This is a genomic window from Mycobacterium sp. RTGN6, assembly GCF_033804605.1.
Classification (GTDB): Bacteria; Actinomycetota; Actinomycetes; order Mycobacteriales; family Mycobacteriaceae; genus Mycobacterium.
The window spans coordinates 382,005-396,978 of sequence record NZ_JAPZKZ010000008.1; the positions used below are offsets into that span (position 1 = coordinate 382,005).

Here is a 14,974-nt window from a genome sequence, read left to right on the forward strand (position 1 = left end):
CAGCGACCGGCCGTGCTACCCGGGTTCTCCGAACCTCCGCAGATCCCCGGTTTGCCTTGCCCCGGCCGATGTCTCGTCATGGGCATCGTCAACGTCACCGCCGACTCCTTCTCAGACGGTGGTGCCTATCTGCGGACCGAAGATGCCATCCGCCACGCAAGGATGCTGGCCGCCCAAGGGGCCGACATCATCGACGTGGGCGGCGAGTCAACGCGTCCGGGTGCCCCGCGCGTACCCGTCGAGGTGGAGCTCGAGAACGTCGTCCCGGTCATCCGGGAACTTGCCTCCGCGGGATTGGCCGTCAGCGTGGACACCACCCGCAGTCGAGTCGCCGACCGCGCGCTGTCGGTCGGTGCCGTCGTCGTGAATGACGTGAGCGGCGGTCTCGCCGACCCAGCGATGGCCGCGTGTGTCGCCTCTTCCGGTGCCGCATACGTGGCGATGCATTGGCGTGCACCCAGCGCACAGATGAGGGGCCACGCCCAGTACGACGACGTCGTCCGCGACGTCGTAACGGAGCTCGAACGACGACTCGACGCGCTGGTCGCGTCCGGCGTCGATGCGGAACGCATCGTGCTCGACCCCGGCCTCGGGTTCGCCAAGAGAGCCGAGCACGACTGGCGCCTGCTGACTGCCCTCGACGAGTTGGGCCGCCTGGGAAGGCCGATCCTCGTCGGAGCCTCACGCAAGTCATTCCTCGTGGATGTGCTCGCCGACCTTCCCGGCCCCATGCCTCCCCCGAGGGAGCGCGATCCGGCCAGCGTGGCGGTCGCCGCGCTCGCAGCGGCCTCCGGCGCATACTGCGTCCGAGTGCACGACGTGCGCTCGACTCTGCAAGCCGTCGCGGTTGCCGCGAGCTGGTCCAGGGCGGCCACGAAGTCAGCGGCGACCCTGCTCCCCTAGCCCGCGTCGGAACCGTTCACACTCACCGGGCGCCGCTCCTCGAATTCCTGCTCGACGTCGTGTTCGTAGACCCAGCTGTTCGCCGTCAACGGGTCGGACGAGGCGAGCCGCTCGTCGCGGGCGACCTGCTCGGGGCCGTCCTCGAAGTGGTAGGAGTGCAGGCGCGCATTGGCGTTCTGCTGGATCGCGCCGCTTCTCGGTCGGCGGATCGCCGCGTAGGTCGAAAGGGCTTCCGCCACACCGTCTCGTGACACTCCCTGCAGGCTCCGGGCAAGCACTGCCGCGTCCTCGATCGCCTGTCCCGATCCCTGCGCGAAGAACGAGAGCATCGGGTGCGCGGCATCGCCAAGCAGCGCGATGGGCCCGTCGGTCCACGTGGGCAGTGGGTCGCTGTAGTAGAGCGCGAATTTGCGTGTGGTCGTGGCCGCGGAGATGAGGGCATCGACGGTCGGATGCCAACCCGCGAAGGCCTCCCGGAACTCCTCGACGGTTCCGTCAGCCCAATTCGAGGGGTGATCCCACGTCGGCGTGGGCACCGCGCAGACGAGGTTCACCACCTCTCCGCGTTCGATCGGGTAGTGCACGAAGTGTCGGTCCGGTCCCAACCAGATGGCCATCGCGGCGGGACGCGCGGGCAACGGCGTGGCGGCTCGGTCCGCGACGGCACGGAAGGCGTAATAACCGGAGAACAGCGGTGGGGCGAACCCAAATACCTTGGCGCGCAAGGGCGACTGGATACCGTCGGCGATGATGACGGCATCGAACACCGGCCGGTCGGGCTGGCCGTCGAGGACGAGCCGTACTCGCCCGTCGGGCAGCCGCTCGAGATCGGTACAGCGAGCACGCAGCCGGATCGTTCCCGCTGGGAGGCCCTGGCACAGCGCCGCGAGCAGCTTCGCCCGGTGCACGAGGAAGTACGGAGCCCCCCACGCCGCTCGGTTCGCGTCGCTGAGCTCCTGCTCGAAGATGATCTCGCCGGTGCGCCACTTGTGGAACTGCCAGATGACGTCAGGCGTCGCGGCGAACTCGGCGAGTCGCTCCGCGATCCCCACCCGCTCCAGTAGGCGCACGGCGTTGGGGCTCACCTGCACGCCTGCCCCGACCTCGCGAAACTCGTCGGCCTGCTCGAACACCGTCACGTCGACACCCGCTCGACGGAGGAATTGGGCGGCGGCGGCGCCGCCGATTCCGCCTCCGATGACGCCGACGCTCAACCGCGCTGAAGCTGCGGACATGGGTTCTTCCTTCCTGTGAAACCGGTGGACGCCGCCGGGGACTACTACCCCGTCACCGCAGCGGTGCCCGGCGCCGGGCGGGACGGGTGGAGCTCGATCGGGAGGTCCGCGAAGGCGTGTCCGGCATGCACCACGCGCCCGGCGACGATGGTCAATTCCGAAGTAATGGAGGGGATCTCGTCCTCGTCGACGGTGAAGTAGTCGGCCGACAGCACGCTCAGGTCGGCATCGGCCCCCGCCAAGAGGCGACCGCGGCGGTGGTCCTCGAACGAGAACCAAGTGCTGCCCCGGGTGTAGGCGTCGAGCGCCGTCGCACGGTCGAGCCGATGACGCGCGTCCCGACGGGGACCGCCGTCCTGGCATCGGCCGGTCACGAACCACCACAAGGCCCGCCACGGGTTGTAGGAGGCGGCGCGGGTGCCGTCGGTCCCGGCGCCGAACGGGATGCCGAGCTCTGCGATGTCCCCGAGGGGCGGGGCGTGCCGGAACACGTCCTCGCTCCACCTCTCGGCACAGACCGCACCCTTGTGGGAGATGCGGCTCTGCACCGTCAGCCCCAGCCCGAGCGCGCGCATCCGCTCGAGATTGCGCATGCTGGCGCACTCGGCGTGACACAACGACCACCGGAGGCCCTCGATCGGTACCTGCCGTACGACCGACTCGATGGCGTCCAGCACAACGGTCACCGAGGAGTCGAGGATCGCGTGGATGGTCAACGGCCACCCGCCGCGGGCGCTGCGCAGCAAGGTCTCGGCGAGCTCGTCGCGGGACTGCTGCGACACCGCGAACGGCGCCATGCCCTCCCAGTCATGACACCCGTAGTGCAGGGCTTCACCCAGACCGAGGACGGAGAGCATGTCGTCACCGAGCGCCGGCGTGAGGTAGCGCTGCCAGTTGGCGAGCTCCTCGGCCTCCCGACCGGCTGTGACGGCACCAACGAACATCCGCACCCGAAGCGGCAACTCGCCACGCCGCCAGAGTGCGCGCACGGCACCGTATTTCTCCGGCACCATGCCGAGCCCGCCTGCGTCGATTACGCCGGTGAGGCCCAACCCGGCGAGCCTGCCGAAGAAGGCCCGGGTGGACGCCTCCGACTCCTCGGTGGTCGGCTGCAAGGCCTCCGCTACGACGGCCTGGAACGCGGACACCCCGGTCAGGCGACCGTCCGGCGTGCCGTCGGACAGGCGGTACAAGGTGCCGCCCGACGGGTCCTGGCACTGGCCGGTCCAGCCGAGCGCCTGCAACGCAACGGTATTGAGCACGCCGTGATCGGCGAAGCCGTAGACCGGATGAACGAATACGGGATGCCGGGGCGCGGCAGCGTCGAGCTCGGTACGACTCGGCCCCCGACGCTCCGAGAACTGCGTCGGGTGCCACCCCCCAAGCGCGGTGATCCATCGCCCCGGCGCACGCTCGCGCGCCGCGACGGTGATGGAATCCAGAGCCGCGGCCACCGAGCCCGTCTGAGTCCAGTCGAGTTCGGCGAGGTAGCTCCACCCTGCGCGCACGGCGTGCAGGTGCGAGTCCACCAGACCCGGGACTATCCGACGCCCCTCGACATCGACCACGTTGGTGTGGCTTCCGATATACGGGAACACCTCGGAATCGCCGCCGACGGCCTGGATCCGGCCGTCGGTTACCGCGACGGCCGTCGGCATCCCATCCCCAAGTGCACAGGTGCGGTCGGTCCACACCCGCCCACCGACGAGAACAAGGTCCGCGGGAATGGTGGCCGGCATCAGACGAGCGGGCTCGAGCTGATCGTGGCGCGGATGTGCGTCTGCACGTGACGCTCGACGGTGGGCTTGCGCGAGCCGCCGCCGCTCTCGCCCCAGACGACGGTGACTTCGGCTCCGTCTCGGATGTCGGCCTCGTCGAGCATCGCCAACGACAGCCAGCCGCCGACGTTGACCGTGTATCCGGCGTAGGTCGACAGACCGACGAGCCGATCGCCGATCAGGACTTGGTCGAAGGGCAACGACGAATAGACCGTTTTCGGGGTGTCGAGGTATTTCGCGCCGGTACCGGGCTCGTCGAAGAGACTGCTCGCGATCACCCGTTGCACGTCGTCGTCGTTCCAGCGCAGCCACACCTTGCGCCGGTGGGGTCCGTCGGCCAGCTTTTCGAGGGCCGAGCGGCCGATGAAGTCGTGGTCGAACTTCACGAGGTGGCCGTATCCCAGTTCCCACGGGGTTTGGTAGTAGTCGGCGATATCGGCGGACTCGAAGCTACCGCCCAGCGAAATGCTCGCCTCCCAGCTGTCGGCACCGAGCCACTGCCGGTACGGCTTCATCGCGTCACCCGAGTAGATCGCCGGGGTCACCGAGGGAATCCATCCCGACTCGAACGTGGTCGTCGGGTACGCGATGGCCCCGCCGCGAACCAGACCGAACTCCCCTCCCGCCTGCACGAGTGCCTCCATGACCTCGGGTCCCTGCTCAGCCGGCCCAATGAGCTCCAGACCGGTCAGCTCCTCACCGGGGATGCCGGACATGGTGTGGTTGAGCGCACGGACCGGGCAACCGGCCAGGCTGAACTCACCCATCTGGAAGAACTTGATCCGCGCGATCGGACCGCCATGGGCCTTTTCCACGACGCGGCCCGCGTTCGGCCCCTGCAGCTGATACCGGAATGTCCGGCGAAGCCCCTTGTTCGCAAGGGTCCTTTCATCACGTGACACCGTCACGTCGTAACCGCCAGTTTCGGCGCGATAGGCCACCCAGTTCGGGATGGCCGGCCGGCCGACGAGACTCACCTCGTCGTCCTCGAACCCGAACAGGATCGAATCGCCGACGACGTGGCCGTCCTCGTTGCAGGCCACAAACTGCTTCGCCTTGTTCCGTCCGAAGGTGCCGAAGCCGTTGACCCCGGTGTCCGAGAGCAGGCGTCTCACGTCAGGCCCGGTGAAGTAGACGTCGGTCATGTGGAAGGACTGGTCGAAGACGACAGCGGTCTTCTTCCACGCCGCCTGCTCATCACGCCAGTTTCCGAATTCACCAGTGCCGGGGATCTCGAACGCACCGGCCTGGGCGTTCCTGAGCATCTCGACCGCGCTCCCGATGCGGTTGATCTTGTCGTCAAGACTCTCGGTGGTCATGTCGCTGTCTCCTCGTATCGGTCGACGAGGTGACGCACCCGGCTCGGGGAGCGCGACGTCGTCGTAAGCGCGGAATTTCCAGAATCTGTATATCTCACTGTAAAGCTTCTTGTCTAGCTATATGAACAGATTCTCTCTCGTGGTCGGTGTCCGGGTGTGGGCATGACGGACGGACCGGCGGTAGACCGGCGAATTGACACGGACACGGTGCCCGTCAAGTCATGTGGTAAGCAGCGCGGCCTTGGCCTGGAGTTCGGCGTACTCGCTGGCGGGCCGCGAATCCCAGGTGATGCCACCGCCGGTGCCATAGGTGGCGATTCCGGTGCTTCGGTCTGCGACCGTGGTGCGGATCGCCACGTTGAAGCGCGCACGGACGGGCTGGTCAGGCGGTGCGACGACGCCTATCGCTCCGCAGTAGACGCCGCGGGGCCCGTCCTCGAGGTCCCGGATGAGTTCCATCGTCCTGGCCTTCGGCGCACCGGTGACCGATCCGCAAGGAAACAACGCTCGGAAGACATCGACCAGGTCGACGTCGGGCCGCAACTGCGCAACGACTTCGGACGTGAGCTGGTACACCGTCTCGTACCGTTCGGCGCGGCACAACGACGTGACCGCCACCCCGCCCGTCACGGCAAGCTGTGCGACATCGTTGCGGACCAGATCGACGATCATGATGTTCTCCGCGCGCTCCTTCGCGCTGGCCTGCAGCGCGCCGACCATCTCGGCGTCTTCCGCGGGGGTGCGCCCGCGGGGGGCAGTACCCTTCATCGGTCGCATCAGCAGCCGGTCGCCGGAGATTTTGAAGAAGAGCTCAGGACTCGCACTTGCGATCACGAAGCGTCCGAGATCCAGAAAGGCGTTGTAGGAACTGCCCTGACCGTGCGCCATGTCCCCGTACAGTTGGAATAGGTCTCCGTCGACGTCGGCTGACAGCCTCGTCGTCAGGTTGCACTGATAGGTCTCCCCCGCGGCGATGAGCCGGCGGACCGATTCGAGTCGACGTCGATGCTCGTCCGGTCCCCACTGATATCTCCACTCTCCGACGCGATACGAGCGCTGAGCCCGCGGCACCACCACCGGCACGGATTCGGGACTGGGGCACACTCCGAACCAGGCCAGGGGCAGGCCATCCACCGGTTCGTGGACGACGTGCGTCGGATCGAGACCTGCCGCGGCCTCGTACGAGACGAACCCATAGGCCCACGAGCCCTGACGGGTAACTCGGTCTACCTCTGCGAGAACCTCGGCCACGTGTTCCGGACGGGTCGCCACGAGTTCGTGAACAGTCGTGCGGAAGAACTGCGCGCCACCACCGCGCATGTCGTCGAACCGGGCCCAGGGCGTCGGCGGCCTCATGGGGCGATCAACCCCGCGGCGTCTGCAACGGCGTAGCCGAAGCGGCGACGTTCACCAACGTGTCCTCGATCGTGGCATGCCTAGACGTCGACGAAGACGATGTCGTCTTCCACCCGCACCGGGTAGGTCGCAACGTCCTCGGTCGCCGGCAGGGTGAGCGCGCGACCGGTGCGAAGGCAGAACTTGGCAAAGTGCCACGAGCACTCGACCTCGGTGCCGTCGAGGTAACCTTCGGCCAGCGACGACTGGCCATGGGTGCAGATGTCGCCGATGGCGAAGTACTCGCCGTCGACGTGGAACACCGCCACCGGCGGATCGGCTTCCACCCTGATTCCCTCGTCGGGTTCGAAATCTCCGACACTGCACGCCTTTATCCACGCCACCGTCGGCCTCCTCTTGTTGCTGTCTGTCGGTCTGATCGTCGTGCTCAACCATGAAGATGAGCGTCATGGCGCATACCTAGAAGACAAGCCCACTCGTGCCGCGACGGGAACTCTGGCGTTCCATTCGGCGGAACATCCGTCCCAACCCCGGCGCTCGGTCAGCACGCGGCGGATCGATCGTGAGCGCGACGTCAGAGGGGTTCTGCAGTGCTCTGCAAAGCTGCCAGGTCGAGCGCGATATCGGCGATGAGGTCTTCCTGCCCACCGACCAGGCCGCGCTCACCGACCGCGAGAAGGATTGCGCGCGTGTCGAGTCCGTACTCCTTTGCGGCAAACTCGGCATGTCGCAGGAAGCTCGAATAGACACCGGCAAAGCCGAGCGTCAACGTCTCACGATCGACTTGAACGGGTCGGTCTTGCAATGGTCGAACGATGTCGTCGGCCGCATCCTGTAACCCGAAGAGATCGCAATTATGCTTCCACCCATGCAAATTCGCGACCGCCACGAACGGTTCGATCGGGCAGTTGCCTGCGCCAGCGCCGTGACCGGCGAGCGACGCGTCGACCCGGATGACTCCCTCTTCCACCGCCACCACTGAATTGGCCACCGACAGCGACAGATTCTGGTGTGCATGGATACCGATCTGCGTGTCCGCGTCGAGCACGTCACGGTACGCGCGGATGCGCTTGCGGACACCGTCCATCGTCAGGCGTCCGCCAGAGTCGGTCACGTAGACACAAAGCGCGCCATACGATTCCATCAACTTCGCCTGCTCTGCCAACTGCTCTGGCTCCGCGAGATGCGACATCATCAGGAAGCCGGCAACGTCCATACCCAGCTCACGGGCCTTGGCGATGTGCTGCGCCGAGACGTCGGCCTCGGTGCAGTGCGTAGCCACTCGCACGGACGTCACGCCAAGGTCGAATGCGTGCTGTAGCTCGGACACGGTACCGACGCCGGGAAGCAGCAGAGTGGTCAGCTTGGCCCGATGGACCACCGATGCCGCCGCTTCGATCCACTCCCAATCGGTATTGCTGCCGGGACCGTACGTCAGGCTGTGGCCGGCGAGACCGTCGCCGTGGGTGACCTCGATCGCGTCGACGCCCGCGGTGTCGAGCGCGCTAGCGACCCTCGCGACGTTGGCCGGGCTGATGCGATGCCGCATCGCGTGCATGCCGTCACGCAGGGTGACGTCCTGAATGTAGAGCGCGGCACCATCGGCTGCATTCGGACGGGAAGTGTCGGTCATCGTGCCAGCTCCAGAGCCTTGGCTTCGGCGATCGTCTCCGCCACTTGCACTGCGGCAGAGGTCATGATGTCGAGATTCCCCGCGTACGCGGGGAGATAGTGCGCGGCACCTTCGACTTCGAGGAAGACCGACACCTTCCACAAGCCGGGCCCCTTCTCGACACCACCGGTCAGCGTGGCAACGGATTCGGCGTCGTCTAGCCGGGTGAACTGCACGTCTTGTTTGAGCCGGTACCCCGGTACGTAGGCGGACACCGTTGCGACCATGTCGAGGACCGACCGGCGGATCGCGTCCTGGTCGGGCTCTGTCACCAGCGTGAGCACCGTGTCGCGCATGATGAGCGGCGGCTCCGCCGGATTGAGCACGATGATCGCCTTTCCGTACGCCGCACCCCCGACCTCAACGATTGCCGCGGACGTGGTTTCGGTGAACTCATCGATGTTCGCGCGGGTTCCCGGCCCTGCGGACTTCGACGCGATCGAGGCCACGATCTCTGCGTAATGCACTGGGGTCACGGCAGAGATCGCCGCCACGATGGGGATGGTCGCCTGACCGCCACACGTCACCATGTTCAGATCGGGAGCATCCAGGTGTTCGTCGAGGTTGACCGCGGGTACCACGTACGGGCCGATTGCTGCCGGTGTGAGATCGATGAGGCGCTTACCGTACGGCCGCAGTGCTTCCTCGTTGGCCACATGGACTTTCGCCGACGTCGAGTCGAAGATGATGTCGATGTCGGCGAAGTCGGGGTGCGCGATCAGGCCGTGCACGCCGGAGTCGACGGTGCTGATGCCCATCCGCCGGGCCCGGGCCAGGCCGTCCGACGCCGGGTCGATGCCGACCAGAACGACGATCTCGACGTTCTTCGCGACGCGCTTGAGTTTGATGACGAGATCGGTGCCGATATTTCCCGATCCGATGACCGCGGCTTTTGTGCGACTCACGTTGTCCTGCTTTCAATGTCGAAATGTCACCTGTCGGGCACGGAGCTGAATGTCGCGGCGACGTCGCCGATGCCGGAGAGCGAGGCCCGGTACGTCGAACCCGGCTTCACGACGACCATCGGCCCGAGCGCGCCGGAGAGAATCACTTCGCCTGCCCGAAGCGGAGCTCGGTAGGTCAGGCTGACATTCGCCAACCACGCCAGGGCGGCCCATGGACTGCCGAGACAATCGGCTCCCTTGCCGTTCGAGACCTCTTCGCCGTCGGCGGTCATGGTCATCGCAACGTCGGCGAGGTTCGGAGTCCTACTGCGCTCCAGTGCATCCCCGAGCACGTAGAGCCCCGACGACGCGTTGTCGGCGACGGTGTCAGCGAGACTGATGTCCCAGTTCGCGATTCGACTGTCAACGATCTCGAACGCCGCGAACGCCGTGCTCACGAACTCCGGCGCCGCCGCGGCGGTGACGGGCTCGGTGATGTCGCGTGACAACAGAAACGCGACCTCGACTTCAATCTTTGGTTGTAGCAATCGTGTCGAGTCCACTCGTGCGTCATTCGAGCAGTCCATGTCGTCGAGGAGGACGCCGAAGTCGGGCTGGTCCACGCCCAGTTGCTTCTGTACTGCTGGCGACGTCAGACCGATCTTGCGGCCGACCCGGGTTCGGCCATCGGTCAAAAGCCTTTCGATGTTGTGTGATTGAACCCGATACGCGGAATCGATGTCTTCGCTTCCAATCAAGTCGCGCACCGGTCCGCACGGCGTACCGGTTGCACTAGCTCGTTCGAGTCTGGCCGCGGCCTCGTTGATCACTTGTTGGTTCACGGCTGCCTTTCTGCAATTTCGACGACATTGGCCAACAACATGGCGCGGGTCATCGGTCCGACGCCACCAGGCATGGGCGCGAGAAACCCTGCGGTGCCGACGACGTCGGGGGCGACGTCGCCGACGAGGCCCGCTTCAGTGAGGGTGATGCCGACGTCGACGACGACTGCGCCTGGACGCAGATCGTCGGCCTGTACGAGCGCCGCGGAGCCTGCTGCGGCTACGACGATGTCTGCACGTCGGACGTGGTCGGCGATGTTGCGGGTTTCTTGGTGGCACAGGGTCACCGTGGCGCTCTCGGTATTGCGCGTCAGGAGCAAGCCCAGCGGCCGGCCGACGGTGACCCCGCAGCCGATGACGACCACGTCGGCACCGGTCAACGGGATGCAGTAGCGGCGAAGCAACGCGACGATGCCGCGGGGAGTGCAGGGCAGCGTGCCAGGCACCCCGAGCACCAGCCGACCGAGGTTGACTGGGTGCAGCCCGTCCGCATCCTTGTCGGGGTCGATCGACTCGAGGATCCGTCCCCGATCGATCGCCTCAGGGAGGGGAAGCTGGACGATGAAACCCGTGCAGGCGGCGTCGTGGTTGAGGTCGTCGACGGCGCGACGCACGTCGGCTTCAGTTGCGTCAGCGGGGAGTTCGACCCTGATCGATTCAACGCCGATCTTCGCGCAGTCCCGATGTTTGCCGGCAACGTAGGAGACACTGCCGGGATCGGCACCGACGAGCACGGTACCAAGACCCGGCCGAATTCCCCGTTTGTGTAGCTGCCCTACCCTGCCGCGCAGTTCCTCCATGATGATGTCGGCAGTGTGTTTGCCGTCGAGCACGTATGTCAGCGGCGTTGGCGGGGAGAATTCGGCGGCGGCGGTCATTGGGGTTGCTTCACTCCGGAAAGACGACGGTGGTCTTGCCATGGATGAGAACTCGTTGATGAAGGTGGTGCGAGACCGCACGGGCGAGGACCCGGCGTTCGATGTCTCGACCCTTGCGGATCAGGCGCTCTGGTGTGTCCCGGTGACTGATCGGTTCGACGTCTTGGACGATGATGGGGCCTTCGTCGAGGTCGCCGGTGACGTAGTGCGCAGTCGCTCCGATCAGCTTCACGCCGCGGGCGTGCGCTTGGTGATAGGGCTTTGCACCTTTGAAGCCCGGCAGGAACGAGTGATGAATGTTGATACACCGGCCATGGAGGTAGCGGGAGAGCTCGTCGGACAGGATCTGCATGTACCGGGCGAGCACGACGAGTTCGATGTCGTGCTCTTCGATGATGCTGACGAGCTTGGCTTCTTGTTCGATCCTCGTGTCGGCAGTGACCGGTAGGTGGTGGAACGCGATGTCACCGAAATCTATGTGCGAGTACGTCTCTCGCGGATGGTTGGAAACCACGCCCGCAACCTCCATGGGCAAGTCGCCGTTGCGCCACCGGTACAGCAGATCCACCAGACAGTGATCGCTCTTCGACGCCATGAGCAGCACGCGAATCCGATCCGAATTCGCCGACATCGACCATTCAGCGGCCAGCGGGGTGAGGCTCTCGCTCAAGTTCTGCTCGACGTGGCTCTTGCCAACGCCGCTGGGCACCTCGAACTCGACGCGGCAAAAGAACTGCCCGCTCAGGGTGTCGTTGAACTGCTGGGCATCGAGAATGTTCCCACCGATTCGAACGAGATACGTCGTGACCCTGCTGACGATGCCGGGCTTGTCTGGGCAGGCGAACTTCACCGTGTAAGTGGATGTCACGGATCAGACTCTCCTGCCGGGAGAGTCGATCTCGTTTACCGACCGCTTGTTCGCGCTCGCCACTTCGTGTCGCTCCTAGGTACTTTGGTCCACCGGCAAGACAGTGCCGATGCGCACCTCCATCACACCCCGTTGCGCGCCAATCTTGGCGCCGAGCGTTCCGTGGGGTGGAACCCTGAGGCGCGACACGGCTTCTGGTGGGCGAGCCGCACGGGTCGTCGGCTCAGACTGGCGGATGAGCGCCGCCGAGCGCGCTCATCAAGCGGTAATGGAGGCTTGCAGGGCTGCGCCGAACATCCGCGTGATTTCGTCGATCTCCTCTGCGCTCGGCTTCGGCCCATCTGGGTCCAGGAGCAAGCCGAACGCGAACAGGCCGATCGCAATCATCTGTGAAACCATCACCTTCGCCCGGACTTGCGGGTTCGGTCCTGAGAGCACCGCTGTCAACGGCTCGGTGAATCGGCGGTCAATCTCGGTCGAGAGAACTGACCTGGCATCTCCCACGTCGAGCGATCTCAAGGCAGCAATCGGCGCGGCGACCAGCTCAGGTGTCAGCCACGTCTCGACCTGAAACTTGGCCAGTCTCAGACCCAACGTTTCCGTTGGGCCAGCCAGCACGTCGTCGCCCACGCGGGACGGGGAGCTTTCGCGCAGTACCGCTCGAAAGAGCTCGACCTTCGATCCGAAGTAACGCACGACGAGCGCGGCAGTCACCCCGGCATCAGCCGCGATTTCCTTCAGAGTGACAGTCGCGTACCCACCACTAGCGAACCGTCGAGCGGCCGCGGCGAGAATCTCTTCTCGAGTTCGTCGCGCACACCGTCTTCGACGTGGCCGGGCCGAGCCGACCGACGGTGGGTCGGCCGTATCGGGCTGGCGTCGAGACTGTGTCGTGCCGGCCTGTTCAGTGGGTTGATCTGCCATATCCCTTACCGATGCCATTTAGTGCACGCTCCAAGTTAACTGGATGGGTTGCGGCCGGAAATCTGAGGTCCCTTCCATCGCGCTGCCACCTATTTCCGCGACGGCCAGCAAAGACCCACAGCGGACGCAGCGACATGTCCATCCGGGTGCCCTTCGCGGTGGATTTCCGTTGATGTGACCGTGACCACAACATCGATTCGAATGTGGTCGACACCACTGCCGGCCTGTGCTAGCGTCAGCCAAGTAAACCACGGTTTACTTCTCGGATCAGCACCAGCCCCCACCGAGAAGGCCGTCGTCAGGATGTGTATTGCGAGGTCGTCAATGAGCGCCGACATCATCGAACAGGAAGCTGCGGAGTGTTCTGAGCCCGCCGCCCACAGCTCCTCGCCGAGCAACGTGGCAAGTCGTACCTTGGCGCTGTTGAGCGCGTTCGACGAAACGCGGGCGGTGCTCGGGGTGACCGAGCTTGCCCGGGCCGCCGCGGTACCCAAGTCAACTGCGCACCGTTTGCTGACGGTGATGCTTCGTCATGGCTACATCAAGCGAGACGGCAACCGGTACCGCCTCGCAGAGCACGTGTTCGAGCTGGGCTCGCGGGCCGCCGGCCCACGGGGACTCCGGGATCGTGCCATCCCGTTCATGGTGGAGTTGCATCACGAAACGCGTGCGGTCGTCCATCTCGCGGTCCTGCACGACGATCAGGTGCTCTACCTGGAGAAGGTGTTCGGACATGGCGGTTGGCCGTGTCCGACCGCCATTGGGAGTCGCAATCCGGCGCACTGCACGGCACTGGGCAAGGTGCTGTTGTCTCGCTCCCCTGGCGGCGTCGTCGAAGACATCGTGCGGCGTGGGCTGCCCCGACTTACCGAGAAGACGGTCAGTGTCCCTGGGGCGTTCTACCGCGAGTTGAGTCGGGCGCAGGACGACGGTGTTGCCGTCGAGATCGAGCAATGCCGACTCGGGCTTGCCTGCGTGGCCGCGCCGATCATCGATAGGCGAAGCCAGCAGCCGATCGCCGCGCTGTCGATCAGCACCACCACCGCCCACTTCAACGCAACGCGCCTGGCCGACCGAGTCCGAAAAGCCGCCGCCGCGCTGTCCATCTGAGCAACGGGCCCGACGTCCATCGGTCGGGCATCGACTCAGCAACAGCAGATGCGGACAGCGCCAGGGTGGCACTGTCCGCACGCCGTTCACCGGTCGAATCAGCTGCCGGCTTGGTAGTCGTCGAGGAAGTCCAACGTGACACTGGAGAACAAGTCCGGATATTCGAGCATCGCCCAGTGGCGGCAATGAGGGACGAGGTAGCCGGTGGAGTTCTCGAGGAGTTGGAGGTACAGGTAAGCGTTGGCGATGGGGCACACGAGGTCGTCTTTGCCGTTGAAGACGAGGGTTCGTGTCTTGATTTGAGCGATGTCACTTCGCTTGTAGTCCAGGCTGTTCTCCCGTACCCAGGCCAGGACGGCGCTATAGGCGGCGCGGATGTGCGGCTGCACCGAAAGTTCGTAACGATATTGGACTTGGTCCTCGGTGGCTTGGTAGCCGGGATTGGCCAGCGCCGAGATCACCCGGCGCATACCGTCGGGCGTGAAGTCGTAACCCATGAGATTGACGAAGGCCGCCTTCGCCTCCTCGGTCTGCGGGGCGTCGGCCGTCACTCCAGCAGAACCCATGAGGATCAGGTTCGACACCAGGTCGGGTCGGCGCATCGCCACGCCCATTGCGGTCGCCCCGCCCATGGAATTTCCCACGATGCTGACGCGCTCGAGCCCGAGTGCCTCGATGAACGCGATGATCTGATCGTTACGCGATTCCTGGCTGTAAGTGAAGTTGGCCGGATCGGGCGCGTCGGTGTGGCCGAACCCGACCAGGTCGGCGACGATCGTGCGCTTGCGCTTCGCGAACAGCGGTAGACACTTCGACCAGTTCGAGATGCCGTCGGCCCCGGCGCCACCGCCGTGCAACAGGATCACCGGGTCGCCGGAGCCCTCATCGAGGTAATAGGTCCGGAAACCGCCCGTCTTCACGAAATTGCCGTTGTTGTTACCCATGGTCTTGTGCACACCTTTCCTAGTGATTCTTTCGAAAAACAAGCAATCTGAACATGTTTGGGAGTGAGAGCCCCGAGTGAGAGCCGGACCTCGCCGAATTCGTGGCGCCGCGAATCGTGGGAGTTAGACGTCGGCCGGCACCAGGGCGGATTCGGCATCGACGGGCTCGGAACATCCCGGCGGTAGGGCATTGACCGGTCGGTGACCCCACATGCTGGAGGCGTCCATGTAGGTGACCACCCACTCGTCGTCGTCATCGAC

Annotated in this window: 14 protein-coding genes; 2 read left to right on the forward strand and 12 right to left on the reverse strand. The window is 65.3% G+C overall.

Annotation, left to right across the window (positions count from 1 at the left end):
• Positions 1-78: 78 nt before the first annotated feature.
• A complete protein-coding gene (folP, locus tag SLQ33_RS21505) occupies positions 79-903 on the forward strand; it encodes a dihydropteroate synthase (protein ID WP_319455895.1) in 825 nt (274 codons plus the stop codon).
• Here the strand turns inward: folP and SLQ33_RS21510 are convergent.
• From SLQ33_RS21510 to SLQ33_RS21560, 11 genes are all read right to left on the reverse strand, one after another.
• On the reverse strand, positions 900-2,138 hold the full coding sequence (locus SLQ33_RS21510) for an FAD-dependent monooxygenase (RefSeq protein ID WP_319455896.1): 1,239 nt from the start codon (positions 2,136-2,138) through the stop codon (positions 900-902). The two genes, folP and SLQ33_RS21510, sit on opposite strands and share 4 nt — an antisense overlap.
• A gap of 44 nt (positions 2,139-2,182) precedes the next feature.
• Positions 2,183-3,877 carry an amidohydrolase gene (locus tag SLQ33_RS21515; protein ID WP_319455897.1) on the reverse strand — a complete coding sequence of 565 codons (1,695 nt, stop codon included), beginning with the start codon at positions 3,875-3,877 and terminating at the stop codon, positions 2,183-2,185.
• The gene (locus SLQ33_RS21520; RefSeq protein ID WP_319455898.1) at positions 3,877-5,235 is read right to left on the reverse strand and encodes a hypothetical protein; all 1,359 of its coding nucleotides are present in this window, start codon (positions 5,233-5,235) and stop codon (positions 3,877-3,879) included. The genes SLQ33_RS21515 and SLQ33_RS21520 overlap by 1 nt, the downstream gene beginning before the upstream one ends.
• 219 nt (positions 5,236-5,454) lie before the next feature.
• Positions 5,455-6,591, reverse strand: a complete 1,137-nt coding sequence (gene pabB, locus SLQ33_RS21525; protein ID WP_319455899.1) for an aminodeoxychorismate synthase component I — start codon at positions 6,589-6,591, stop codon at positions 5,455-5,457.
• A gap of 80 nt (positions 6,592-6,671) precedes the next feature.
• Positions 6,672-6,974, reverse strand: coding sequence for a bifunctional 3-phenylpropionate/cinnamic acid dioxygenase ferredoxin subunit (locus SLQ33_RS21530; RefSeq protein ID WP_319455900.1), 303 nt, complete (start codon positions 6,972-6,974; stop codon positions 6,672-6,674).
• 191 nt (positions 6,975-7,165) lie between these two features.
• A complete protein-coding gene (gene dmpG / locus SLQ33_RS21535; RefSeq protein ID WP_319455901.1) occupies positions 7,166-8,224 on the reverse strand; it encodes a 4-hydroxy-2-oxovalerate aldolase in 1,059 nt (352 codons plus the stop codon).
• The gene (locus tag SLQ33_RS21540; protein WP_319455902.1) at positions 8,221-9,168 is read right to left on the reverse strand and encodes an acetaldehyde dehydrogenase (acetylating); all 948 of its coding nucleotides are present in this window, start codon (positions 9,166-9,168) and stop codon (positions 8,221-8,223) included. Before SLQ33_RS21540 ends, dmpG begins: the two co-directional genes overlap by 4 nt.
• A 26-nt stretch (positions 9,169-9,194) precedes the next feature.
• Positions 9,195-9,989, reverse strand: coding sequence for a 2-keto-4-pentenoate hydratase (locus tag SLQ33_RS21545; RefSeq protein WP_319455903.1), 795 nt, complete (start codon positions 9,987-9,989; stop codon positions 9,195-9,197).
• The gene (locus SLQ33_RS21550; RefSeq protein WP_319455904.1) at positions 9,986-10,867 is read right to left on the reverse strand and encodes a bifunctional methylenetetrahydrofolate dehydrogenase/methenyltetrahydrofolate cyclohydrolase; all 882 of its coding nucleotides are present in this window, start codon (positions 10,865-10,867) and stop codon (positions 9,986-9,988) included. The genes SLQ33_RS21545 and SLQ33_RS21550 overlap by 4 nt, the downstream gene beginning before the upstream one ends.
• Before the next feature lie 10 nt (positions 10,868-10,877).
• Entirely contained in the window at positions 10,878-11,735 is an 858-nt protein-coding gene (purU, locus tag SLQ33_RS21555) for a formyltetrahydrofolate deformylase (protein ID WP_319455905.1), read from the reverse strand.
• Between the two features lie 258 nt (positions 11,736-11,993).
• A complete protein-coding gene (locus tag SLQ33_RS21560) occupies positions 11,994-12,677 on the reverse strand; it encodes a TetR/AcrR family transcriptional regulator (protein WP_319455906.1) in 684 nt (227 codons plus the stop codon).
• A 306-nt stretch (positions 12,678-12,983) separates the two neighbouring features.
• Between SLQ33_RS21560 and SLQ33_RS21565 the strand changes: the two genes are divergently transcribed.
• Positions 12,984-13,769: an IclR family transcriptional regulator gene (locus tag SLQ33_RS21565; RefSeq protein WP_319455907.1), complete on the forward strand. Its 786-nt coding sequence runs from the start codon at positions 12,984-12,986 to the stop codon at positions 13,767-13,769.
• A 98-nt stretch (positions 13,770-13,867) separates the two neighbouring features.
• On the opposite strand, the gene SLQ33_RS21570 is transcribed toward SLQ33_RS21565, so the two are convergent.
• On the reverse strand, positions 13,868-14,713 hold the full coding sequence (locus SLQ33_RS21570; protein ID WP_319455908.1) for an alpha/beta hydrolase: 846 nt from the start codon (positions 14,711-14,713) through the stop codon (positions 13,868-13,870).
• Between the last annotated feature and the right edge of the window lie 261 nt (positions 14,714-14,974).